Raw genomic sequence first — 23373 nt, 5'->3', positions numbered from 1 at the left:
GCGGAGGGGCACGAAAGCACACCGCTGTTCTCTGTAGGAACCCTCCAACTCCAGCTCCCGACAGGCCCCGGGTGGCGCTCGACAGTGGTGGGGACCACACTGCGGCCTCACATCCAGAGCGAGCGCTCACCACCGAGCCGGGAGAGCGCCAGCGCCACCTGGAGCGTCCAGCCGCCGCGCGGGTCGGTCGCCCAGAAGCCGGTGAGGTCGGCGGCCCGCTTGAGCCGGTACCGGACGGTGTTCGGGTGCACGAACAGCGCCCGGGCGCTGGCCTCCAGGTTGCCGCCGCTGGCGAGCACCGCCCCGACGGTCTCCAGGACCTCCCCGCCCGCGGCCTGCAGCGGGAGGGCGATCCGCTCCTCGAGCGCCATCCGGGCGAGCGGGTCGCCGTCGAGGGCCCGCTCGGGCAGCAGCGCGTCGGCGGCGACCGGCCGGGGAGCCCCCGGCCAGGCCGGGGCCGCGCGCAGCCCGGCCAGTGCCGCCGCGGCGGACTCCGGCGCCCGGCCCAGCCCCTCCACGACCGGGCCGACGACCACCGGCCCCGGCCCGAACTCCTCGGCCACCCGGGCGGCCACCGCGGTGAGGTCCTCGACGCCACCGAGGACGACGACCAGCTGCTCGGCGTGCACCCCGACCAGCACCTCGGCCCGCATCGACCGCCCGGCCCGCCGCGCCGAGGCGTGCGCGTCCCGGTCGGAGGGTGCGCCGCCGACCAGCACGGTCACCGGCGTCGTCGTCGTCCAGCCGAGGGCGGCGGCCCGGCCGGGCAGCTCCTCCGACCGCTCGCCGCGGACGAGGGCGTCGACCACGAGGGCCTCCAGCCGGGCGTCCCAGGCGCCGCGGTCCTCGGCGAACGTGGCGTAGACGTGCGCGGTGGCGAAGGCGACCTCGCGGCTGAACAGGAGCACCGCCGTGCGCAGCGCGTCGACGTCGCCGGGCTCGGCGACCTCCTGCACGTGGTCGTCGAGCACCTCGACGACGACCTTGACGAGGTCCACCGTCTGCTTCAGCGGCACCGCCCGCACGAGTTCCCGGGGGGCGGCGCCGAACACCTCGCCGGTCAGCCGCGGGGCGCGCTCCGGCGTGCGGCACCAGTCGACCAGCGACGCGATGCCGGCCTGGGCCACGAGCATCACCCACGAGCGCTGGTCGGCCGGCATGGTGCGGAACCAGGGGAGCTGCTCGTCCATCCGCGACACGGCCTTGGTGGCGATGGCGCCCGACGCGCGCTCCAGCCGGCGCAGCGTGCCGGCCGAGGGGCGGGGCGCTGCGGCGCGGTCGTCCACGTCGGTCAGCGTGTCACGGTGCGGGGTGTCGGGGAGAGTGGGGCGGTGCACACGCTCCCTGCCGGCGTCCCGCAGCGGACCCGCTCCCGGGTGCTCGCGGTCGTCGGCGCCTGCGCCGCGGTGGTCCTCGCGCTGGGGGTCGGTGTGCTGGTGGACCTCGACCCGCAGGTCCGGCTCGACGCCGCCGTCAGCCGGGCGCTGTACGCCGGGGACGACCGGTCCGCCGGCCTCGACCGGCTGCTGCACGTGCTCACCACACCGGGCGTGATGTGGTTCCGAGTCGCGGTGTTCGCGCCGGTCGTGATCTGGCTGGTGATGCAGCGGCGGTGGCGGCCGCTGGCCTGGGTGCTGACGGCGATCCTCCTGATCGGGCCGCTGAACCAGGGGCTGAAGGAGCTCATCGGCCGGGCCCGGCCGGCGTTCGAGGCGGGTGGGCTGGAGTACGGCGGGCTGAGCTACCCCAGCGGCCACTCGTCGGGTATCGCCACGCTGGTGACCGTGGCCCTGGTGCTGGCGTGGCCGCGGCTGGGACCGGTCGCCCGCCGGACGGCGCTGGTCGCCGGGGCGTGCCTGGTCGTCCTCGTCGGGCTGACCCGGATGTGGCTGGGCGTGCACTTCCTCTCCGACGTCGTGGGCGGATGGGCGCTCGGGATCGGCTGGTCGCTCGGCGTCGCGCTGCTGCTGGGCGGGCTGCCGGGCGGTCCGGCGGCCCTGGGACGGCGGTCGTGACCGCGCTGGACTCCCGGGTGCTGCTGGAGAACACCGACGGGTCGCTCGGGCCGCTGCTGCGGATCGCCGACGACCGGCTGGGCCCCGGCACCGGCTACGGCGTCCACGAGCACCGCGCGGTCGACGTCGTGGCCGTCGTCCTCGCCGGCTCCCTGCGGCACCGGTGGGGCGACGGGGCGGAGCTGGTCGCCGGGGACGTCGCCGTCCTGCGGGCCGGGGACGGCCTGGCGCACGACGAGGTCGCCGGGGACGGCGGGGCGCGGGTGCTGCAGTGCTACCTGCGCACGGCCGCCCCGGGCGACCCGCCGGCGCACGAGGTCGTCGCCGCGGCCGCGGGCTGGGTGGAGCTCGGCCGGCCGGACGCGCAGCTGTGGATCGGCACCGGGCCCGGGCCCGGCGGTCTGCGGATCGGGGTGGGGCAGGAGCCGGCCACCGTCGACGGCACGGACGGCGGCGCCTGCGTCGTCTGGCGGCTGGATGCCGGCCGCCCCTCCTGGGCAGAGTGACCGCATGTCGACTCCCGCCGAGCTCCTGGCCGCCGCCGAGGCCGACGCCGACCGCACGATCGACCTGCGCCGTCGGCTGCACCGCCTCCCCGAGATCGGGCTGCACCTGCCGCGCACGCAGGCCACGGTGCTGGAGGCGCTCGGCGAGCTGCCGGTCGAGCTGACCGTCGGCCGCAGCACCACCTCCGTGGTCGGCGTCCTGCGCGGTGCACGGCCCGGGCCGACCTTCCTGCTGCGCGGCGACATGGACGCCCTGCCCGTCCAGGAGGACACCGGGCTGCCGTTCGCCTCCGAGGTGCCCGGGGTCATGCACGCCTGCGGGCACGACACCCACGTGGCGATGCTCGTCGGCGCGGCCCGGCTGCTCGCCGAGCGGCGCGACGAGTTCGCCGGGCAGGTCGTGTTCATGGTGCAACCGGGCGAGGAGGGCTTCCACGGCGCGCGGTACATGCTCGAGGAGGGGCTCCTGGACGTCGTCCCGCAGGCGCCGGTGTCCGGGGCGTTCGCGCTGCACTCCTCGTCGGCGCTGACCGCCGGGACGGTGCACGTGCGGCCCGGCCCGGTCATGGCCGCCGCCGACCAGTGGCGGCTCACCCTGCACGGCCGCGGTGGGCACGCCTCCGAGCCGTCGCGCACCCGGGACCCCGTCCCGGTGGCCGCGGAGATCGTGCTCGCGCTGCAGTCGATGGTCACCCGCCGGGTGCCGGTGACCGATCCCGCCGTCGTCACCGTCGCGCACATCAGCGCTGGGTCGACCACCAACGTCATCCCCGACAGTGCCTTCATGGAGGGGACGATCCGCACGCTGTCGGCCGGGCGTAGGGCCGACGTCGTCGAGTCGGTGCGGCGGGTGGCCGAGCTGGTGGCAGCCGCGCACGACATCCCGGCGGAGTTCGTGCACGAGCCGGGCTACCCGGTGACCGTCAACGCCGCCGACGTCGCCGCACGCGTGACGGCGACCGCGGTGGAGCTGCTCGGGGCCGACGCGGTGCCGCCGATGGCCGAGCCGCTCATGGGCGCGGAGGACTTCTCCTACGTGCTCGAGCGGGTGCCCGGCGCGATGGCGTGGATCGGTGCCCGCCCGGCCGGGGTCGACCCCGACGAGGCGCCGCCGAACCACTCGAACCTCGCCGTCTTCGACGAGGCCCCGCTGTCGGCCGGCGCCGCCCTGCACGCCGCGATGGCCCTGCGCGCACTGGCCCCGTGATGGAGTGCGGGAGCGCAGGAAACCTGCGCTCCCGCACTCCACTCAGGTGGCGGGGGAGGGGTCGCTGCGCTCCTCGGCGGGGGCGGCCTGCACGTCGCGGACCTGGTACTTCTCCACCGCCTGGCGGACGACGTCGCCGTCCACCTCGCCGCGCCGGGCCAGCGACGCCAGCGTGCGGACGACGACCGACTCGGCGTCCACGTGGAAGTGCCGCCGCAGCGCCGGCCGGGTGTCGGAGAGACCGAACCCGTCGGTGCCGAGGGTGGACATCCCGCCGGGGACGTAGGGCGCGATGAGGTCGGGGACCGACTTCATCCAGTCCGAGACCGCCACGACCGGGCCGGGGGCGTCCTGCAGCCGGGAGGTGACGTAGGGGACGCGCACCTCCTCGCCGGGGTGCAGGAGGTTCCACTCCTCGCACTCGTCGGCCTGCCGGCGCAGCTCGGTCCACGAGGTCACCGACCACACGTCGGCCGAGACCCCCCAGTCCTGCGCCAGCAGCTCCTGGGCCCGCAGCGCCCACGGCATCGCGACGCCGGAGGCCAGCAGCTGCGCCCGCGGGCCGTTCCCCGACCCCTCGGCGTAGCGGTACATGCCCGCCAGCAGCCCCTGGACGTCGAGGCCCTCCGGCTCGGCCGGCTGGACGAACGGCTCGTTGTAGACCGTCAGGTAGTACATGACGTCCGGCGAGCGGTGCCCGCCCAGCGGTGCGCCCGGGTCGGTGCCGTACATCCGCACGAGCGCGTCCCGGGTGATGTGGGCGACCTCGTAGGAGAACGCCGGGTCGTAGCTCACGACCGCCGGGTTGGTGTGCGCCAGCAGGATGGAGTGGCCGTCCTCGTGCTGCAGGCCCTCGCCGTTGAGCGTCGTGCGGCCGGCGGTCGCGCCGAGCACGAACCCGCGGGTCATCTGGTCGGCGGCCGCCCAGAACCCGTCACCGGTCCGCTGGAACCCGAACATCGAGTAGAAGATGTAGATCGGGATCATCGGCTCGCCGTGCGTGGCGTACGAGGTGCCGACGGCGGTGAACGAGGCGGTCGACCCGGCCTCGTTGATGCCCTCGTGCAGGATCACGCCCTGCTCGGACTCCTTGTACGCCAGCATCAGCTCCCGGTCGACCGAGGTGTACCGCTGGCCGGCCGGGTTGTAGATCTTGTGCGACGAGAAGAGGGAGTCCAGCCCGAAGGTGCGGGCCTCGTCCGGGATGATCGGCACGAACCGCGGGCCCAGCTCGTCGTCCTTGAGCAGCTCCTTGAGCAGGCGGACGAACGCCATCGTCGTCGCCACCTCCTGCTTGCCGGAGCCGCGGCGCAGGACGTCGAGCGCCTTGTCCTCGGGGGCCTTGAGGGTCTTGAACTCCGACCGGCGCCGCGGGACCGCGCCACCCAGGGCCCGGCGCCGCTCGAGCATGTACTGCATCTCGTCGGAGTCCGGGTCGGGGCGGTAGTAGGGCGGCAGGGTCTTGTCCAGCGCCTCGTCCGGGATCGGCAGGTAGAGGCGGTCGCGGAAGCCGGCCAGGTCCTCGGCGGTCAGCTTCTTCATCTGGTGGGTGGAGTTGCGGCCCTCGAAGTGGCTGCCCAGGGTCCAGCCCTTGATGGTCTTGGCGAGGATGACCGTCGGCTGGCCCTTGTGCTCCATGGCCGCCTTGTAGGCCGCGTACATCTTCCGGTAGTCGTGCCCGCCGCGGGAGAGGTCCCAGACCTCCTTGTCGCTCATGTTCTCCACGAGCTTGCGGGTGCGCGGGTCCCGGCCGAAGAAGTGCTCGCGGACGAAGGCGCCGTCCTCGGCCTTGTAGGTCTGGTAGTCACCGTCCGGCGTGGTGTTCATCAGGTTGACCAGGGCGCCGTCGCGGTCGGCGGCCAGCAGGGCGTCCCACTCGCGGCCCCAGATCACCTTGATGACGTTCCAGCCGGCGCCGCGGAAGAACGACTCCAGCTCCTGGATGACCTTGCCGTTGCCGCGGACCGGGCCGTCGAGGCGCTGCAGGTTGCAGTTGACGACGAAGGTGAGGTTGTCGAGCTCCTCGCGGGCGGCCAGACCGATCACGCCCAGCGACTCCGGCTCGTCCATCTCGCCGTCGCCGAGGAACGCCCACACGTGCTGGTCGGAGGTGTCCTTGACGCCGCGCGCGTGCAGGTAGCGGTTGAACCGCGCCTGGTAGACGGCGTTCATCGGGCCCAGGCCCATCGAGACGCTGGGGAACTCCCAGAACTCGGGCATCAGCCGCGGGTGCGGGTAGGACGACAGCCCGCCGCCGGGGTGGCTGACCTCCTGGCGGAAGCCGTCCAGCTGCTGCTCGGACAGCCGGCCCTCGAGGAAGGCGCGGGCGTAGATGCCGGGGGAGGCGTGGCCCTGGAACCAGATCTGGTCGCCGCCGCCGGGGTGGTCCTTGCCGCGGAAGAAGTGGTTGAAGCCGACCTCGTAGAGCGAGGCGGAGGAGGCGTACGAGGAGATGTGGCCGCCGACGCCGATCCCGGGCCGCTGCGCCCGGTGGACCATGATCGCGGCGTTCCAGCGGATGTAGGCGCGGATGCGCCGCTCCACGTGCTCGTCGCCGGGGAACCAGGGCTCCCGCTCGGGCGGGATCGTGTTGATGTAGTCGGTGCTGCGCAGGGCGGGCACGCCCACCTGCTGCTCCCGGCTGCGCTCCAGCATCCGGAGCATCAGGTAGCGGGCCCGGTTGCGCCCGGCGTGGTCGACGACGGCGTCGAGGGACTCCAGCCACTCCTGCGTCTCGTCCGGGTCGGTGTCGACCAGCTGGCTGGGGAGCCCGTCGGTGATGACCGCGCGGGCGCTTCCGGGGGTGGGGCCTGCATCGCGGGCGGGGTCGCCGCCCGTCTGCTGCGGTGCGCTCATGTCCCCATCCTCCCGCTGCGCGGGCATCGCCGTCACGCACCGGCCCACCTGACGGGACGCCGCCGTGTCGCGCCGGCGTCGCCGGGCCGCACCCGCCGGGGAGCGCCCGCACCTGACCTTGCGCTTGACCTGGCATGCCCTACGCTTCCGCCCACGTGGCCCGAACACCGGAGCCACGACGCACCGGAGGACGACAGGGGGGTGACATGACCAGGCAGCGGGTGACCTTCCCGCCGGTCGTGTCCGTCCTGTCGCGCCCGGCCGCCGCGCGGCGGGCCCCCGGCCCCCACGCCTCGTCGTCCCGGCCCACGCCCGGGCGTCACCTCACCGGCGGCCGGAGGGTCGTCACCACACCCATGGAGGAACAGCAGGGATGAGCGTCGACTCGGGCAGCGCCGGCATGGCGGCCCGGCTGGGCATCAAGCCGGGCATGGTCGTGCAGGAGCTCGGCTGGGACGAGGACGCCGACGAGGACCTGCGCGACTCCATCGTCGAGGTCTCGGGCGAGATGGTCGACGAGGACACCGACGAGGTGGCCGACGTCGTCCTGCTGTGGTGGCGCGAGGACGACGGCGACCTGTTCGACGCCCTCACCGACGCCCTCACCTCGCTGGCCGACGAGGGCGTCGTCTGGCTGCTGGTGCCCAAGTCCGGCCGGCCGGGGCACGTGGAGCCCGGCGACGTCACCGAGGTGGCGCCGACCGCGGGCCTGCAGCAGACCAGCAGCATCTCCGCCGCAAAGGAGTGGTCGGGCATCCGCCTGGTCACCCCGAAGGCGGCCCGTTCCCGCCGATAGTCGAAGGACCCCCTCGCCCCCCACCGCTCGCGAGCTCGCGGCGGGCCCCTGCGAGGGGGCCGTTCCAGCACGTCCCGGGCGTGCGGCACGATCGGGGGCATGAGCCTCTCCGTCGGTGACCGCGCGCCCGAGTTCAGCCTCCCCGACCAGGACAAGCAGGTCGTCTCCCTCGCCGAGCTGCGCGGGAAGCCCGTGCTGGTCGTCTTCTACCCGTTCGCCTTCTCCGGCATCTGCACCGGTGAGCTGTGCCAGCTCCGCGACGAGCTCGCCACCTACACCGACGCCGGGGTCCAGGTCGTGGCCATCAGCACCGACCCGGTGTTCAGCCTCAAGGCCTTCAAGGACCAGCAGGGCCTGCCCTTCCCGCTGCTGTCGGACTTCTGGCCGCACGGCACCACGGCGCAGGCCTACGGGGTGTTCAACGAGAAGGCCGGCATGGCCGTGCGCGGCACCTTCCTCGTCGACGCCGAGGGCGTCGTCCGCTTCGCCGAGGTGAACCAGCCCGGCGACGCGCGGGCGCAGACCGGCTGGAAGGACGCGGTCGCCGCGCTGTGAGGTGAGGCCACCCGGGTGTGACCTCTAGCCTGGGTGTCCGGGGCGCGTAGCTCAGCGGGAGAGCTCTCGCCTTACAAGCGAGCGGTCGCCGGTTCGATCCCGGCCGCGCCCACCCCCGGTCCCGCCCACACCGCCCGGTGTCGGCGCCGGAGCAGTTCCGACGTCGACGTGCGAGGTGTGCGGTGGATCAGGCGGTGTCCGCGGTGGTCGGTGCCCTGGGGGTCGAGCCGCTCGGCGGGGACCGGTTCGCCGTCTCCGGCGCCTCCCCGCTGGCTCGCGAGACCCTCTTCGGCGGGGCGCTGCTGGTCCAGGCGCTGCTGTCGGCCGACGCGACGGTCCCCGAGGACTACGCGGTGCACCACCTGCACGGCGAGTTCCCGCAGCGCGGCCGGGCCGGCGAGCCGATCGAGTTCGCCGTCGACCGGGTGAAGGACGGCCGCGCCCTGACCAGCCGCCGCGTCGTCGGCCGGCAGGGCGAACGCACCGTCGTGACGCTGGAGGCCTCGTTCCAGCGGACCCGCGAGGCGGGGCAGGAGTTCCACCGGCCGGTAGAGCTCCGCTTCCCGGCCGACGCGGTCGGCAGCGGCGACCTTCGGGTCCACCGCGACGGCGGCTTCGGGATCGAGTTCGTCGACGCCACCGGCAGTGCCAACGGCACGACGTCCACCGACGTCCAGGCCTGGTACCGGGCGGGCGATCCGCTGCCGGCCGACCCGGTCTGGCACGCGGCGGTCCTGACGCTGGTCTCCGACATGGCGGTGCCCACGGTCGCGATCACGGCCGCCGGGCTGCACGCCGGCGGACCGGACGGCGAGGGCGGGCCGGGCACGGTCGCGACGACGAGCGTCAACCACACGATGTGGTTCCACCGGCCGCTGCGCGCCGACGAGTGGTTCGTGCTGACCTCGCAGCCGCTGTCCACGGCGCACGGCCGGGGCGTCGCGCTCGGCTCCGCCTACGACAGCGAGGGCCGGCACGTCGCCTCGATCGTGCAGGAGATCTACCTCAAGTAGGTCAGGCGGCGGTGACGGCCAGGGGGTCGGTCGGCGCGGGCACGTCGGGCCGGGGGAAGACCGGGCGCAGGACCGGCGGGGCGGAGAACGGCGACCACGTGCCCTCCGGCTGGGCGAGCCGGTCGGCGACGGCGTAGATGGCCGCGGGGTGATGTCCCAGGCCGAGGTGGCTGGCGTGCACGGCGATGTTCTCCGCCCGCGGACCGGGAGTCTCCAGGCAGGTCTGCCAGTGCACGATCCCGTCGGCGTGGGAGTAGATCGAGGTGGCCGGCACCGGCAGCGGCGTGCACTCGCTCTCCAGCGGGAACGACACGGAGTCCACGTGCAGGTGGGAGAAGCGGGCGAACACCTTCGCGGCGCGGGTCTGCGACTCGCAGGTGAGCCGGAACGGGCTGCCGAGGGTGATCACCTGGCGGACCGAGTCGGGCGTCGCCCGGCTGAGCTCCCGGGCGAAGATCCCGCCCAGCGACCAGCCGATCAGGCTGACCGGGCGGCCGTAGCGGTCGGCGAGGTCGTCCAGCCGCCGGCCCAGGCCGTCGACGCAGGTCGGCGTCGGGCCGATGTTGCGACCCAGCCGCCAGCCGTGCACCCGGTAGTCCAGCCGGCGCAGGGTCGCCCGCAGCGTGCGGGTGGAACTGTCGTCGGCCAGGAGGCCGGGCAGGACGAGGACGGGGTGACCGTCGCCGTGGGGCAGCGCCTGCAGGAGGGGCCGGGCGGCCAAGTAGAGGCCGAAGTCGGCCACCGCGCGGCCGGGCTCGCTCAGGTAGAGCGGGAGTGCGGGGCCGCCGCCGGACTGTCGTACCACGGAGTTCCTCCTCGTCGACCGTCGTTGGTCGCATTCCGACTACCCACGCGGGCCCGCTGGGCACACCCCCCGTGACCCACCCGTGTTCTCGGCAGTCGCTGTGGCCTGCGACACAGGCGGAGTCCCAGCCGTCCCACCGCTCCCACCCACCTGGGCGGGCAGTGCCGACGGCGGCGTGTCACGGTGGGTGCGTGGACGAGACGCAGGTCCCCGGACGATCCCTGACCGTCGACCTCGACGGCCCCGTGCACTACGTCGACTTCGGTGGCGCGCGGACCGGACCGACGGTCGTGCTGGTGCACGGGCTGGGCGGCTCCCACCTCAACTGGGACCTGCTGGCCCCGCTGCTCACCCCGCACGCCCGGGTGCTCGCCCTCGACCTCCCCGGGTTCGGGCGGAGCGAGCCCGGCACGCGGCGGGCCAGCGTGCCGGCGAACGTGCTGGTGCTCGACCGGTTCCTGCGCGAGGTCGTCGACGGGCCGGCCGTGCTGGTCGGCAACTCGATGGGCGGGATGATCTCGCTGTTCGCGTCGGCGCGGTCCCCGCAGCGGGTGAGCGGGACGGTGCTGCTCGACCCGGCGGTGCCCGGTCCGCGCCGGGCCCTGGACCCGACCGTCGCCCTCCAGTTCGCCCTCTACGCCGTGCCGTTCCTCGCCGAGCGGGTCCTCTGGCTCAACCGGGTGCGCAAGACGCCCCTGGCCCGGGTGCGCGAGCTGCTGCAGCTGTGCGGCGTCGACCCCGACGCGGTGCCGGCGGAGGTGATCGACCGGTCGGTGACCCTGCTGGAGGAGCGCCGCGACATCGCCGGGATGGACAAGGCGTTCCTCGCCGCGGCGCGATCGCTGCTGTGGGTGCTCGCCGACCCGCGGCGCTACCGGGAGGCCATGGCCTCGATCTCGGGGCCGGTGCTGCTCGTGCACGGCGACCGTGACCGGTTGGTGCCCGTGGCCGCCGCCCGGGACATCGCCGCCCGCCATCCCGGCTGGCGCTACGTCGAGCTGGCCGGCGTCGGGCACGTGCCGCAGCTGCAGGTGCCGGAGGAGACCGCCCGGCACCTGCTGGACTGGCTGCGCGAGACCGGCCTGCTGACCGCCGGGGACGCGGAGCCCGTCCCACGCGGCTGAGTTCCCCCTCGCGACGCACGGTCACCACCTGACCCCATCGGAGTGTGGGAGGCGTCACCACCAGCGGCTACGCTGGCGGGCCGTGCCGCACGAGGCGGCCGACGAGCGCCACGGGGGGCGAGTGTCAGCGGGTACGCAGAGTGAGGCGCGGCCGTCCGGAACGGCGGGCGGGGACCTCCTGCCCGCTGACGGCGGTGCCCACTTCCGCGGGGACATCGAGGGTCTGCGGGCGCTCGCCGTCCTGCTGGTGATCGCCGACCACCTGTTCGGCTGGCCGTCCGGCGGCTTCATCGGCGTCGACGTCTTCTTCGTCATCTCCGGGTTCCTCATCACCGGCCTGCTGCTGCGCGAGCACGAGCGGACGGGCCGCATCTCGTTCGCCGACTTCTACCGGCGCCGGGTGCGGCGGATCCTCCCGGCCTCGCTGCTGGTCCTCGCGGTGACGGCGGTGGCCTCGTCCACGCTCTACTTCGCCGGCCGCGTGCAGGAGATCCTCGGCGACGTCGGCTGGGCGCTCGGCTTCTCCGCGAACTGGCGCTTCGCCGTCCTCGGTACCGACTACCTGCACGCCGAGGGCCCGACGTCGCCGGTCCAGCACTACTGGTCGCTCGCCGTCGAGGAGCAGTTCTACGTCGTCTGGCCGCTGGTCCTGGTGCTGCTGCTCTGGAGCGGCCGGCGCCGCGGGTGGTCGGCCGGCACGCGCACGCGGGCGGTGGGCGCGGTGCTCGTGGCGATCACCGCCGGGAGCTTCGGCTACGCGCTGTGGGACACCGCGGAGAACCCCTCGTGGGCCTACTTCTCGACCGCCACCCGGGCGTGGGAGCTGGGCGTGGGCGCGCTCGTCGCGGTGGCCGCGGGCCGGCTGCGCGGCCTGTCCGTCCGGATGCGGACCGCAGTGGCGCTGCTCGGTCTGGCCGCCGTCCTCGTCAGCCCCTTCGTCGTGTCCGAGGAGTCGGGCTTCCCGGCGCCGTGGGCCGCGCTGCCGGTGCTGGGCGCGGCGCTGCTGATCGCCTCGGGCACCGGCGGCCGGGCGCGCGGCCTGGGCCTCCTGACCAACCCGGTGTCCCGGTACCTGGGCGCGACGTCGTACTCGCTGTACCTCTGGCACTTCCCGGTGATCGTCCTCGGGCTGGCCGTGTTCCCGGAGGTCGACGCGACCTACTACGCGGCGACGCTCGGGATCACGGCGCTGGCCGCCGCCGCGTCCTACCACCTGGTCGAGCAGCCGATCCGCCGGTCCAACTGGCTGCGCCCCGGCGGTGCCGCGGCGCGGCGGGGACGGCACCGGCCGGCCCCGACCCGCGGCAGGGTGCGCTGGGTGGCCCTCGCGGCGGCCGCGGCGCTCGTCGCCGGTGCGGTGTTCACCGTCGGTGCCGGGAACGCCTGGCGGTGGCCGTGGACGACCGAGCCCGCGTCGACCTCACCGGCCGGCAGCACCGTCGCGGCGGGCTCGGACGACCCCCAGGACGTGCTCACCGCGAGCATCGACGCGGCGCTGGAGACCCCGGAGTGGCCCGAGCTGACCCCGGGCCTGGACGCGCTGGGCGTCGACGCGCTGCCGCGCGAGTGGATCGACGAGGGCTGCCTCGACGTCTCCGAGAACAACGTCGCGTCCTGCACCTACGGGGCGGGCGGGCCCGACAAGACCGTGGTGCTGCTCGGGGACTCCATCGCGCTCACGTGGCTGCCCGGGATCCGCGCGGCGCTGCCGGACTGGACCGTCGTCCTCCTGACGTTCCACGCCTGCCCGGCCGTGCAGGTGTCGGTCGTCCACGTCGACAGCCCGGCCGGGTTCACCGACGCCTGCGACGACCACCACGAGTGGGCCATGTCGGAGATCGCCCGGATGCGGCCGGCGCTGGTGGTCACCTCCCAGGTCGGGAACAGCATCCAGCGGCTGGCGTCGGGCGCGGAGGGGGCGGCCGCGGAGCAGGAGTGGACCGCCGGGGTCTCGCAGACCGTCGACCGGCTGGCCGCCTCGGCGGGGCGGGTGGTCGTGCTCGCCGACCCGCCGGGCGCCCGGCGCCTGGGGGAGTGCGCCACGCGGTTCAACCACCCGTCGGACTGCACCACGACGGTGTCGGAGGCCTACCTCCACCGGGTCGGGCTGGAGTCCGCCGCGGTGACGGCGCTCGGGCGGCCGACGACCGCGGTGCAGTACGTGCAGACCCGATCCTGGTTCTGCGCCGACGACGGGCGCTGCCCCGCCTTCGCGGAGGGCCTCACCATGTACGCCGACGACAAGCACGTGACCACCACGTACTCGGCGCGGCTGGCCCCGCTGCTCCGGCAGGTCCTCGTCCCGTCGGCCTGAGCGTCTGCGGCCTCAGCGCGGGCGCAGGGTGTCCCGGAGCGCCTCGATGCCGCTGAACCGCGGCTGCCAGCCCAGCTGCTCGCGGGCGCGGGCGGTGCTCATGATCACCGGCCGGCTCGCCGCCTCGACCCACTCGGCGGCAGGTGGCAGGAACGGCAGCCGGGTGACGGCGCGGGCGGCGAACTGCGCCGGGCCGGCCGGCACCCCGAGCGGGACGGCGCCGAACTCGCGGGCGACGTCGACCGCGGTCAGCACGCCGTCACCGGCGATGTTGTACGCGCCGGGCGGACCGGCGGCGACCACGCACAGCTGCAGCGCGCGGCCGACGTCCTCCTCGTGGATCAGCTGCAGCCGCAGCGCCGGGACGGCCATCGGCACGGGCACCGGGAGGCGCCGGGGCCGGCTGAACAGCGCCCGGCCGAGCGGGGCCAGCGGACCGGGCAGCACGTCCTTGCCGCCGACGACGTTCGGCCCGACGACCACCGGCGGCCGGAGCAGGTAGAGGGCCATGTCCGGCGCGCCGACGGCTTGCGTCGTCAGCAGGTCCTCCAGCTCCGCCTTCTCCTGGGCGTAGAACAGCCGCGCCGCCGGGCGGACGGGCCACTCCTCGTCGATCAGGTCCGGCATGTCTGGGGCGAACCCGTACGCGGCGACCGACGAGGCGTAGACGAACCGGCGGGCCCCCGCGGCGGCCGCGGCCCGGAACACGTTCAGCGTCCCGTCCACGTTGATCGCCCGGGTGGTCTGCCGGGAGGCGTTGCCGGTGATCAGGAACGCCAGGTGGACGACGACGTCGGCGCCGGCGAAGGCCTCGGCGAGCGCGTCGGGGTCGCGGACGTCGCCGCGGCGGTACTCCATCTTCGTCCAGCCGCGCTCGGCCGGGTCGAACGGACGGCGGGCGATGCCCACGATCCGCCCGACCCGGTCGTCGTCCTGCAGCAGCGGGACCAGCCCCGCGCCGAACGTGCCGGTCGGGCCGGTGACGGCCACGGTCAGGTCGGTCTCGGGCATCTGCTCCCGCTACCCGACCGGCGACCGGTCACACCGTGCTCAGCGCGCCGCGGCCTTCCTCGGCTTCGGCTTCGCTGCCGCCGGGCGGGCGGGCTCCTCCGGCCCCGCCGTCCCCGCGGCCACCTTCAGCTCGTCGATCCCGCTCCGGATGCCGGCGGAGAGGACGTCGATGTCGGGGAAGCCGTCGAAGTCGGCGTTGATCCCGAACGTCATGGTGTTGAGGTAGCTGAAGATGCCGATGGAGACGCGCGTCCCGCCGGCGATGGGCACGTAGGCGTGGGCGGAGTCCATCCGCCGGCCCAGCACGTAGAGCGGGATCCGCGGTCCGGGCACGTTGGTGGTGACCGCCTGCGAGTAGAACTGGCTGGCGCCGAGCGCGGCCTTCACCCCCAGCGACAGCAGGGTGGGCGCCACGAAGTCGCCCATCGCGATGATCGACCGGGCGTCGACCAGCTGCATCATCTGCTTGTACTCGTCCATCTGCCGGCGCACCGACTCGAGCCGGGCGACCGGGTCGGGCTCGGCCACCGGGAGATCGACGAAGACCGCGGAGATGCGGTTGTCGAGCTTGCCGCGCTCGCTCTCCTGGCGCATGGAGATCGGCACCATGGAGCGCACGACCATGCCGTCCTGCAGGGAACCGCGGCGCCGGAGGAGCTCCCGGAACCCGTTGGTGATGGCGGCGAGGACGACGTCGTTCACCGTGCCGCCCAGCGCCGTCCGGATGGGCTTGAGCTCGTCGAACTCCGCCTCCGTCCACGCCCATCGCCGGTGCGGGCCGATCGGGCCCGACAGCGACCGGGCGATCGGCGTGGTGAGCTGCTTGGCCACGGTCGGGAGCGCGCCCACGAGCGACCGGCCGGCGCCCACGACGGTCTTGGCCACGCCGGTGACCCCGCCGCCCCCGGCCTCGCCCGCGGTGATCTGCCGCAGCGGCTGGGTGACCGCGTCGTGGACCGCGCCCGCGATGAGCTCGACGCTCGACGGCGTCCGCTGCGGCGTCCAGTCCTGCGGCTCCGGGTGCTTGGCGTCCGGCGTGATGTCGAACATCAGCTGCATCAGGTCGGTGCCGGCGACGCCGTCGATCATGCAGTGGTGGACCTTGGAGATGATCGCCCAGCGGCCGTTCTCCAGGCCCTCGACCAGCCAGAGCTCCCACAGCGGCTTGGCCAGGTCCAGGCGCTGGCCCAGCACCCGCCCGGCCAGGTTGCGCAGCTGCTCCTCGCTGCCCGGGCCCGGGACCGCCGTGTGCCGGACGTGGTACAGGATCTGGAAGTGCGGGTCGTCCACCCACAGCGGGCGGCCCAGCGCGAACGGCACCGGGCGCACCCGCTGCCGGTACCGGGGCACCAGCGGCATCTTGCTCAGCAGCAGCCGGATGACCTCGCCGTAGGTCGGCGCCGGGCCCTCGAACACGGCGACCGAGCCCACGTGCAGCGGGGTGTTCTCGCTCTCCGCGAAGTAGAAGCCGGCATCCGTCGGGCTCATGCGGTCCACGTTCAGCTCCTCGCCGGCCCGAGTGGGGCCCGTCACACGTCATCGGGTGTGCGGCGAAGCCAACCGCTGTTCTGCAGCCGCCGCAATCGGGCAACGAGCGGTGCCGGAGGCGGTTGCGGGACGAGGGGGGTGTGGCGCGTCACCCGGCCGCGGCCGAGCGGCGCCGCCGCTCCTCGACCCGGTCCAGCAGCTCCGACAGTGCTGCGTCGACGACGTCGGTGCGGGTGAGGTTCACGCTGTGCCCGGCACCGGGCACCACCACCAGCTCGGCGTCGTCCCCGAGCAGCTCGGCGAGCCGCCGGCCGTGCCCGACGGGGGTCAGCCGGTCGTCGGTGGCCGCGACGACGGTGGTCGGCACCCGGCCGAGGACCGGCAGCGCGGCGGTCTCGTCGTGGTCGAGGAAGGTCGCCCAGAACGCGAGTGTGACGGTGAGGGGTGTCTCCTCGAGCAGGTCCTGCACCACCCGGACGTCGGCCGGGTCGGCGTCGGACCGGCCGAACAGGTAGCGGCGGGTGAACCAGCGGCCGGCCGTCGTCCCGCGGCGGCGGAACCGCTCCAGCAGCGGCGCGACCAGCTGGAGCCCGCGCAGCCACAGGCCGAGCAGGTGCAGCCGCCGGACCGCGGTGACCCACAGACCCAGCGGCCCGCGGCTCACCAGCCCGCCCGACGAGGTGGCGAGCAGGAAGGCACCCACCACCCGCGGCCCGAACAGCTCGGGCCGCTGCCGGGCCAGCGCCATGATGCTCATCCCGCCCATCGAGTGCCCGGCCAGCACGACGGGGCCCTGGGGGACGACGGCGTCGAGCACCTGACCGAGGTCGCGGCCGGTCCGGTGGACGTCGAACTCCGCCAGCCGGGCGGTGAACCCGTGCGAGAAGACGACGGTGATCTCCGCGTCGTCCCTCCCGTCGAACTCCACGTGCAGGTCGACCCCGTCGTCGGTGCGGACGGTGCGTGACCCGGGCGGGGGCGGGCCGGGCGGGCCGGGGACAGGCGCGTCGACGCCGGGCGGGAGGGGCACGGGCTCTGCGTGCCCGCGCGGAGGCCCCGGCAACCGGGCGGGCCGGTCAGCCCGGACGGCCGGGCGCGGCGTCGCGGACCAGCCGGCGCGCGGCGTCGACCTCCCGGGCCACCGGCGCGAGGACGCCCTCGGCGTGGATCTCGGCGTCGTCGGGGGCGCGGTGCACGCGGACGTCGTCCTCCAGCCGCCGGATCGCCCGCCGCAGCGAGGCGACGTGCTCGAGGTCGGGCACCGGCTCGCCGGTGCGGATGGCGATGACGGCCTCGGTCACGGCGTCCGACGTCCGCTCGAGCTGGACGATGACCGGCCACCAGGCCGCCGCGCGGGTGCTGATCGGCGGCGGCTCGGCCAGCCGGCGCTGCAGCTGCGTCTGCAGCTCGGTGAGCGCCCGGTAGCTGCGCCGGCGGGCGCGGCGGGTCTCGGCCGGGCTGCCGGTGAACGCGGCATCGACGAACGCGTCGAGCGCCAGGGCGGCGTCGCGCAGCGCCTCGTCCAGCGGCGCCCGCCAGGTCTGCGGCCAGAGCGCGTAGCCGAAGACGAGCACGATCGCGCAGCCGACGAGCGTGTCCACCATCCGGGCGGCGACCAGGCCCGGGCCGCCGGACATCGCCAGGTCGAGCAGCAGGATGATCACCGGCGTCTGGAACACCGAGAACAGGCCGAAGTTCGCCGCCCGCGCCCAGGGCAGCAGGCCGGCGGCCACCGCCATCGCGACGAGCACCCAGGCGTCGCGGGGCAGCACGGCCAGCAGCAGCGAGCCGATGAGGACCCCGAGCAGCGTCCCGATGCCGCGCTGCACGGCGCGGGTGAAGACCGAGCCGAAGTCGGGCTTGAGCACGATGGCGACGGTGAGCAGCACCCAGTAGGGGCGTTCCAGCGGGAGCAGCTGCCGGGCGATCTCGCCGATGGTCATGCACAGGGCCAGTCGGACGGCGAAGGAGCGGCTGTCGGGGCTGGCGACGGTGCGGTCGGCGACGTCGCGCAGCCGGGTGCGCCAGTCGAGCCGGGGGAGGGGCACCGCGGCGCCGGCCCGCTCCTCGGGATCGCCCACGACGTTCCACGCCAGCCGCAGGCCGTGCCGCACCGCCCGCCGGGTCGGCGGCCCCTCCTCCAGCGGTGCCGGCCGGTCTTCGGGCAGCTCGCCGTCGCCGGTGACGGCGGCCGCCAGCGCGTGCACGGCGGTCACGTCGGCCGGGTCGGCCGGCATGCCGCCGCGGACCGCGGCGACCGTGCCCTCCACCAGCGGTGCGGCGGCGTTGAGGACCCCGGCCAGCTCCGACAGCTCCCGGCTGCGGCCGGCGGTGTGGCTGCGGCTGCGGATGACCCGGTCGTAGGCGTCGTTGAGCGCGGTGGTGAGCCGGCGGCGCGCCTCGTCGGTGTCGTCGGTCCCAGCCGCGGCCAGGAGCTCGCCGGTGCGGGTGAAGACCGCGGCGACCGCGGTGCGGTCGGGATCGCCCCGCTCGGTCGCGGCCTGCACGAGCGTGGTCAGTGTCGCCCACGCCGCACCCGCGAAGAAGAAGCCCACCTCGGCGGCCGAGGACAGCGGCGTGACCAGGCCGGACGCCAGCGCGGTGTAGACCAGCAGCTGGAGCGCACCCAGCGAGAGGGCCGCGTTCACCGCGCTGATCAGCGCCGCACCCGCCGAGATCAGCGCGATCACCACCACCGGCAGCCACCCGCCGCCCGCGGCGTACTGCCCCACGAGCAGCCCGACGGCGCCGAACCCGGTCGCCGCGGCCGTCCGCCGCAGCCGGTCGCGCAGCGGGCCGCCCATCGGGGCGAGCGTCGCGGCCAGGGCGCCGGTGGTCCCGAAGACGCCGGCGCCCAGCTCCGGGCCGGGTGTCACCCCACCGGCCACCGCGACGGCGACGGCCAGCGGCATGGGCACGGTGACGGCGAAGCGGACGACGTCGGGCCACGGCACCGCCGGGGGAGTGGTGCGGAGCAGCTCCTCCAGCCACGCCGGTGCCCGCAGTGCCCGCTCCGCCACGCCGTCCCCTTCCCCGCGTCCGCGACGCGCCAACCGTGCAGTCGACGCTCGCGGGTGCCGCTGGCGGGTGCCGCGCTGTGGTGGCCGGTGGCGCGCTGCAGCCCGGCCGCGGCCCCCACACCGCGGCAGTCGTCCGGGACGTCGGCTCGACTACGGTCCCGGCGTGACCGTGACGCTGGGCGAGGTCGTCGCCGCGCTCGAAGCCCGTTACGACCCCGCGCTGGCCGAGGACTGGGACGCGGTCGGGCTGGTCTGCGGCGACCGCGAGGACCCGGTGGACCGCGTGGTGTTCGCCGTCGACCCGGTGGCCGCCGTCGTCGACGAGGCGGTCGCCGCCGGAGCAGGGCTGCTCGTCACCCACCACCCGCTCTTCCTGAGCGGCGTGCACGGCGTGCCGGCCGACGACCCGAAGGGCCGGCTCGTGCACCGGCTGGTCCGCGCCCGCGCCGGGCTGTTCGTGGCGCACACCAACGCCGACCGCGCGCCCGGCTGCGGGGTCAACGACGCCCTGGCCGACGCGCTCGGGCTGCTCGACGCCGTGCCGCTGCAGCCGGCCGGGAGCGATCCCCGCGCCGGGCTGGGCCGGATCGGCCGGCTGGCGGAGCCGGTGCCGCTGCGGGAGTTCGCCGCACTGGCCGCCGCGGCGCTGCCCGCGACGGAGGGCGGCGTGCGGGTGGCAGGGGACCCCGACCGGCTGATCACCACCGTGGCGGTGTGCGGGGGGAGCGGCGGTTCGCTGCTCGCCGCGGCGGCCGCCGCCGGCGCCGACGTCCTGCTCACCAGCGACCTGAAGCACCACCCGGTGTCCGAGGCCGGCGAGGAGCCGGGCCCGGCGCTGGTCGATGTCGCGCACTGGGCCACGGAGGCGCCCTGGCTGCCGGTCGCCGCGCGCGTGCTGGCCGCCGACCTCGGCGGCCGGGTGGAGGTGACGGTCTCCCGGCGGCGGACCGATCCGTGGACGGCGCACGTGGCGCAGCCGGGGGTCGGCGCCCCGGTAGGTTGAGCCGGTGAAGGCCGACCACTTCGACCAGCAGAAGCTGCTGGCGCTCGCCGCCGAGGACGTCGCGCTCACGCAGCTCGCGCACCGCCGGCGCACCCTGCCCGAGGCGGTCGCCGTCGAGACCGCGGCGGAGGCCGAGCGGGAGACCGCCGGCGCCGTCGTCCGCGCCGAGACCGAGGTGCGCGACCTGCAGCGCGAGGTCTCCCGGCTGGAGACCGACGTCCAGACGGTCCGGACCCGCGCCGACAAGGACCAGAAGCTGCTGGACGGCGGCAGCGTCTCGGCCAAGCAGATGACCGATCTGCAGCACGAGCTCGCGTCGCTGAAGCGGCGGCAGGGCGACCTGGAGGACCAGGAGCTCGAGCTCATGGAGCAGGTCGAGACGGCGGAGTCGACGCTCGCGCAGGCCCGGGAGGCGCACGCCGCCGCGCAGGAGGCCCTCACCCGCGCCGAGCAGCTGCGCGACGACGCCCTGGCCGACATCGCCGACGGGACGACGAAGCACGAGGCGGCCCGTCTCTCGGCCGCCGGTGGCATCCCCGCGGCGCTGCTGACGCTGTACGACCGCATCCGCACCCAGACCGGCACGACCGGCGCGGCCCTGCTGCAGGCCCGCGCCTGCCAGGGCTGCCGGATCGAGCTGAACGGGCGCGAGCTGGCCGCGGTCCGCAACGCCGACCCGCACGAGGTCGTGCGGTGCGAGAACTGCGGGCGCATCCTCGTCCGCACCGCCGAGTCCGGGCTGTGACGGCCCGCTTCGTCGTCGAGGCGGACGGGGGTTCGCGGGGCAACCCCGGCCCGGCCGGTTACGGCGCGCTGGTCCGCGACGCCGCCACCGGGCAGCTGCTCGCCGAGCGGGCGGCCAGTGTCGGGCGGGCCACCAACAACGTCGCCGAGTACGGCGGCCTGGTCGCCGGGCTGCAGGCGGTGCTGGACCTCACCGGGGGCGCCGCGTCGTCCGCCGAGGTCGAGGTGCGGATGGACTCCAAGCTCGTCGTCGAGCAGATGTCGGGCCGCTGGCAGGTCAAGCACCCCGACATGAAGAAGCTCGCGATCCAGGCCCAGCAGCTGGCCCGCCAGCTCGGCCGGGTCCGCTACACCTGGGTCCCGCGCGCGCAGAACTCCGCGGCCGACGCCCTGGCCAACAGCGCCATGGACGGCAAGCCGATCCACCGCGACGCCGGGGCCGAGCGCAGCACCACCGAGGACGACGTCCAGCCGGCGCCCGTCGAGCGGGCACCGGCCGTCACCACCGTGACCCACCTGCTGCGGCACGGGCAGACCGAGCACACGCCCGAGCGCCGGTTCAGCGGCCGCAACGACCTCCCGCTCTCCGCGGTCGGCCGGGCGGAGGCCGAGGCGGCGGCCGAGCGGGCCGCGGCCCTGGGCGTCGACGTCGTCGTCGCCTCGCCGCTGCGCCGGACGCGGGAGACCGCCGAGATCGTGGCCGCCCGCCTCGGCCTGCCGGTGGCGTTCGACGACGACCTGGTCGAGATGGACTTCGGCGACCTCGAGGGCCTCAGCGCCGAGGAGGCACGCGAGAAGCACCCGCTGGCCACGCGCCGGCTGTTCACCGAGATCGACGTGCCCGCGCCCGGCGGCGAGTCCATCGCCGACGTCAGCCGCCGGGTGGCGCGGGCCCGGGCCCGGCTGCTGAAGGAGCACCGCGGTCGCGTCGTGCTCGTCGTCAGCCACGTCACGCCGATCAAGCTCATGCTGGCCGCCGGCCTCGACGTGGACGACGCCGTGGTGCACCGGGTCTTCCTCTCGGCGGCGTCGCTGTCGACCGTCGCCTGGTCCACCGACGGCCGGCACTCGGTCCGCCTGGTGAACGACGCGTCGCACCTGGCGTAGTCCTCGACCGATGAGGTGAGCGCGCCCCGGCCGTCTTCCCTCTCGACGGCTCCACCAGGGAGCCGGCTCGGAGGAGGTGCGCGATGGGCGCCGTGGTCCTGTTCGCTGCGGTCTCGCTGGACGGGTTCGTGGGCCGGGACGACGACATGCCCGGGCCGCTGTTCGACTGGTACGGCAACGGCGACGTCGAGGTGACCTTCAGCGACCGCGACCGGCCCTTCCGGGTCACACCCCCCACCGCGGAGTTCCTGCGCGGGTTCGCCGAGCCGGTCGGAGCCATGGTCTGCGGCCGCCACCTGTTCGACATCACGAACGGCTGGGAGGGTGTCCCGCCGAACGGCGAGCACGTCGTCGTCGTCACCCACCGGCCGGTGACGGACTGGCCGCACGCCGACACCGCACCCTTCACCTTCGCGCCCGACGTCCGCACCGCCGTCGAGCGGGCCCGGCAGCTGGCGGGGGAGCGCGACGTCACCGTCTCGGCCGGCGACGTCGGCGGCCAGGCCCTCCGCGCGGGGCTGGTCGACCGGGTCGTGCTCGCGCTGGTGCCGGTGGTCCTCGGCTCGGGCAAGCCGTACTTCGGCGCGGGCGGGCCGCCGGAGATCCAGCTGTCGGACCCGCGGATCGTGGCCGGCAGCCGGGTGACGTTCCTGGTCCACGACGTCCTGCGCTGAGGGAAGGGGGCGCCGGACGGCGGTGTTGCACCCAGTGCGTCCGGCCCGCCCGGGCCCGGGGGATCATCGAGCCCCCCGCCCGACCCCTGGGAGACCCGAGTGACCTCGACGATCGCGCCCGCCACCCCCGCCGTCGTCGGCGACGAGCGCACCCTCTCGCCCGCCGAGTACGAGAGCTGGGCCGCGGAGGTCCGGCGTCTCGCCGACGAGCGCGGCGCCGTGGTCCTGGCGCACAACTACCAGGTGCCGGAGATCCAGGACGTCGCCCACCACACCGGGGACTCCCTCTACCTCTCCCGGGTCGCCGCGGAGACCGACGCCCGCGAGATCGTCTTCTGCGGCGTCCACTTCATGGCCGAGACCGCGAAGATCCTCTCGCCGGACAAGACCGTGCTGCTGCCCGACCTGGCCGCCGGCTGCTCGCTGGCCGACAGCATCACCGCCGAGCAGCTGCGCGAGTGGAAGGCCGAGCACCCGGGCGCCGTCGTCGTCAGCTACGTCAACACCACCGCGGCGGTGAAGGCCGAGACCGACATCTGCTGCACCTCGTCCAACGCCGCCGACGTCATCCGCTCCATCCCCGCCGACCGCGAGATCCTCTTCCTGCCCGACCAGTTCCTGGGCGCGCACGTCAAGCGCGTCACCGGCCGGGAGAACATCCGCATCTGGGCGGGGGAGTGCCACGTGCACGCCGGGATCAGCCCGTCCGACGTCCGCGCCCAGGTCGCCGCGCACCCGGACGCCGAGATCCTGGTGCACCCCGAGTGCGGCTGCACCACCTCGGTGCTGGACCTGGTCAGCCACGGCGACCTGCCGGCCGAGCGCACCCGGGTGCTCTCCACCGGTGGGATGGCGGAGGCGGCGAAGAACACCACGGCGGGGCAGGTCCTGGTGGCCACCGAGGTCGGCATCCTGCACCAGCTGCGGTCGCTGAACAGCGGCACCGAGTTCATCCCGATGAACGCCCGGGCCGCCTGCCGCTACATGAAGATGATCACCCCGGCGAAGCTGCTGCACACCCTGCGCACCGGCTCGGGCGTGATCGACGTCGACCCGGAGACGGCCGCCCGGGCACGCAAGGCCGTCGAGGCGATGATCGCCATCGGCGAGCCCGGCCGCGGCGGGGAGTGACGGC

20 protein-coding genes and 1 tRNA gene are annotated in these 23373 nt (G+C 74.9%); 14 read left to right on the top strand and 7 right to left on the bottom strand.

Features of this window, described 5'->3' with window-relative positions:
• Window positions 1–107: 107 nt before the first annotated feature.
• Window positions 108–1286: a PucR family transcriptional regulator gene (locus tag N555_RS0123280; protein WP_029433895.1), complete on the bottom strand. Its 1179-nt coding sequence runs from the start codon at window positions 1284–1286 to the stop codon at window positions 108–110.
• A gap of 45 nt (window positions 1287–1331) precedes the next feature.
• Here N555_RS0123280 and N555_RS0123275 point away from each other — a divergent pair, with 45 nt between their 5' ends.
• The 3 genes from N555_RS0123275 to N555_RS0123265 are packed head-to-tail and all read left to right on the top strand — an operon-like array spanning window position 1332 to window position 3728.
• Window positions 1332–2015, top strand: a complete 684-nt coding sequence (locus N555_RS0123275; protein WP_051684396.1) for a phosphatase PAP2 family protein — start codon at window positions 1332–1334, stop codon at window positions 2013–2015.
• Window positions 2012–2521, top strand: a complete 510-nt coding sequence (locus tag N555_RS0123270; protein ID WP_029433893.1) for a pirin family protein — start codon at window positions 2012–2014, stop codon at window positions 2519–2521. Before N555_RS0123275 ends, N555_RS0123270 begins: the two co-directional genes overlap by 4 nt.
• Before the next feature lie 4 nt (window positions 2522–2525).
• A complete protein-coding gene (locus tag N555_RS0123265) occupies window positions 2526–3728 on the top strand; it encodes a M20 metallopeptidase family protein (protein ID WP_029433892.1) in 1203 nt (400 codons plus the stop codon).
• A 42-nt stretch (window positions 3729–3770) separates the two neighbouring features.
• Here the strand turns inward: N555_RS0123265 and aceE are convergent, their stop codons facing one another.
• Window positions 3771–6584 (bottom strand): pyruvate dehydrogenase (acetyl-transferring), homodimeric type, encoded by a 2814-nt coding sequence (gene aceE / locus N555_RS0123260; RefSeq protein ID WP_197029125.1) that lies wholly within the window; start codon window positions 6582–6584, stop codon window positions 3771–3773.
• 373 nt (window positions 6585–6957) lie between these two features.
• Between aceE and N555_RS0123250 the strand changes: the two genes are divergently transcribed.
• The 4 genes from N555_RS0123250 (at window position 6958) to N555_RS0123235 (ending at window position 8948) form a co-directional block, all read left to right on the top strand.
• Window positions 6958–7380 carry a DUF3052 domain-containing protein gene (locus N555_RS0123250; RefSeq protein ID WP_029433890.1) on the top strand — a complete coding sequence of 141 codons (423 nt, stop codon included), beginning with the start codon at window positions 6958–6960 and terminating at the stop codon, window positions 7378–7380.
• A 99-nt stretch (window positions 7381–7479) separates the two neighbouring features.
• Window positions 7480–7935, top strand: a complete 456-nt coding sequence (locus N555_RS0123245) for a peroxiredoxin (RefSeq protein WP_029433889.1) — start codon at window positions 7480–7482, stop codon at window positions 7933–7935.
• Window positions 7936–7975: 40 nt separating this feature from the next.
• Window positions 7976–8047 (top strand) — tRNA-Val (locus N555_RS0123240).
• 82 nt (window positions 8048–8129) lie between these two features.
• Window positions 8130–8948 (top strand): acyl-CoA thioesterase, encoded by an 819-nt coding sequence (locus N555_RS0123235; protein WP_197029124.1) that lies wholly within the window; start codon window positions 8130–8132, stop codon window positions 8946–8948.
• Window position 8949: 1 nt separating this feature from the next.
• Here the strand turns inward: N555_RS0123235 and N555_RS0123230 are convergent, their stop codons facing one another.
• On the bottom strand, window positions 8950–9753 hold the full coding sequence (locus N555_RS0123230; protein ID WP_029433887.1) for an esterase/lipase family protein: 804 nt from the start codon (window positions 9751–9753) through the stop codon (window positions 8950–8952).
• 191 nt (window positions 9754–9944) lie between these two features.
• On the opposite strand from N555_RS0123230, the gene N555_RS0123225 reads away from it, so the two are divergent.
• A complete protein-coding gene (locus tag N555_RS0123225) occupies window positions 9945–10877 on the top strand; it encodes an alpha/beta fold hydrolase (RefSeq protein WP_051684394.1) in 933 nt (310 codons plus the stop codon).
• 82 nt (window positions 10878–10959) lie between these two features.
• A complete protein-coding gene (locus tag N555_RS0123220) occupies window positions 10960–13191 on the top strand; it encodes an acyltransferase family protein (RefSeq protein WP_081866431.1) in 2232 nt (743 codons plus the stop codon).
• 12 nt (window positions 13192–13203) lie between these two features.
• Here the strand turns inward: N555_RS0123220 and N555_RS0123215 are convergent, their stop codons facing one another.
• From N555_RS0123215 to N555_RS0123200, 4 genes are all read right to left on the bottom strand, one after another.
• Entirely contained in the window at window positions 13204–14202 is a 999-nt protein-coding gene (locus N555_RS0123215) for an NAD-dependent epimerase/dehydratase family protein (RefSeq protein ID WP_029433884.1), read from the bottom strand.
• A 39-nt stretch (window positions 14203–14241) separates the two neighbouring features.
• A complete protein-coding gene (locus N555_RS0123210; protein WP_231503108.1) occupies window positions 14242–15690 on the bottom strand; it encodes a WS/DGAT/MGAT family O-acyltransferase in 1449 nt (482 codons plus the stop codon).
• A gap of 148 nt (window positions 15691–15838) precedes the next feature.
• Entirely contained in the window at window positions 15839–16720 is an 882-nt protein-coding gene (locus N555_RS0123205) for an alpha/beta fold hydrolase (RefSeq protein ID WP_081866430.1), read from the bottom strand.
• Window positions 16721–16766: 46 nt separating this feature from the next.
• On the bottom strand, window positions 16767–18710 hold the full coding sequence (locus N555_RS0123200) for an FUSC family protein (RefSeq protein ID WP_029433881.1): 1944 nt from the start codon (window positions 18708–18710) through the stop codon (window positions 16767–16769).
• 163 nt (window positions 18711–18873) lie between these two features.
• Here N555_RS0123200 and N555_RS0123195 point away from each other — a divergent pair, with 163 nt between their 5' ends.
• From N555_RS0123195 to nadA, 5 genes are all read left to right on the top strand, one after another.
• Entirely contained in the window at window positions 18874–19713 is an 840-nt protein-coding gene (locus tag N555_RS0123195) for a Nif3-like dinuclear metal center hexameric protein (protein WP_029433880.1), read from the top strand.
• Window positions 19714–19717: 4 nt separating this feature from the next.
• Window positions 19718–20458: a zinc ribbon domain-containing protein gene (locus N555_RS0123190; RefSeq protein ID WP_029433879.1), complete on the top strand. Its 741-nt coding sequence runs from the start codon at window positions 19718–19720 to the stop codon at window positions 20456–20458.
• On the top strand, window positions 20455–21564 hold the full coding sequence (locus N555_RS0123185) for a bifunctional RNase H/acid phosphatase (RefSeq protein ID WP_029433878.1): 1110 nt from the start codon (window positions 20455–20457) through the stop codon (window positions 21562–21564). The genes N555_RS0123190 and N555_RS0123185 overlap by 4 nt, the downstream gene beginning before the upstream one ends.
• Window positions 21565–21647: 83 nt before the next feature.
• On the top strand, window positions 21648–22238 hold the full coding sequence (locus N555_RS0123180) for a dihydrofolate reductase family protein (protein ID WP_029433877.1): 591 nt from the start codon (window positions 21648–21650) through the stop codon (window positions 22236–22238).
• Window positions 22239–22337: 99 nt separating this feature from the next.
• A complete protein-coding gene (nadA, locus tag N555_RS0123175) occupies window positions 22338–23369 on the top strand; it encodes a quinolinate synthase NadA (RefSeq protein ID WP_231503106.1) in 1032 nt (343 codons plus the stop codon).
• Window positions 23370–23373 lie beyond the last annotated feature (4 nt).

This window comes from Blastococcus sp. URHD0036 (assembly GCF_000701365.1).
Lineage (GTDB): Bacteria > Actinomycetota > Actinomycetes > Mycobacteriales > Geodermatophilaceae > Trujillonella.
The sequence above is the reverse complement of the archived record's forward strand: the minus strand, read 5'-3'. Positions and strand labels throughout refer to the sequence as shown.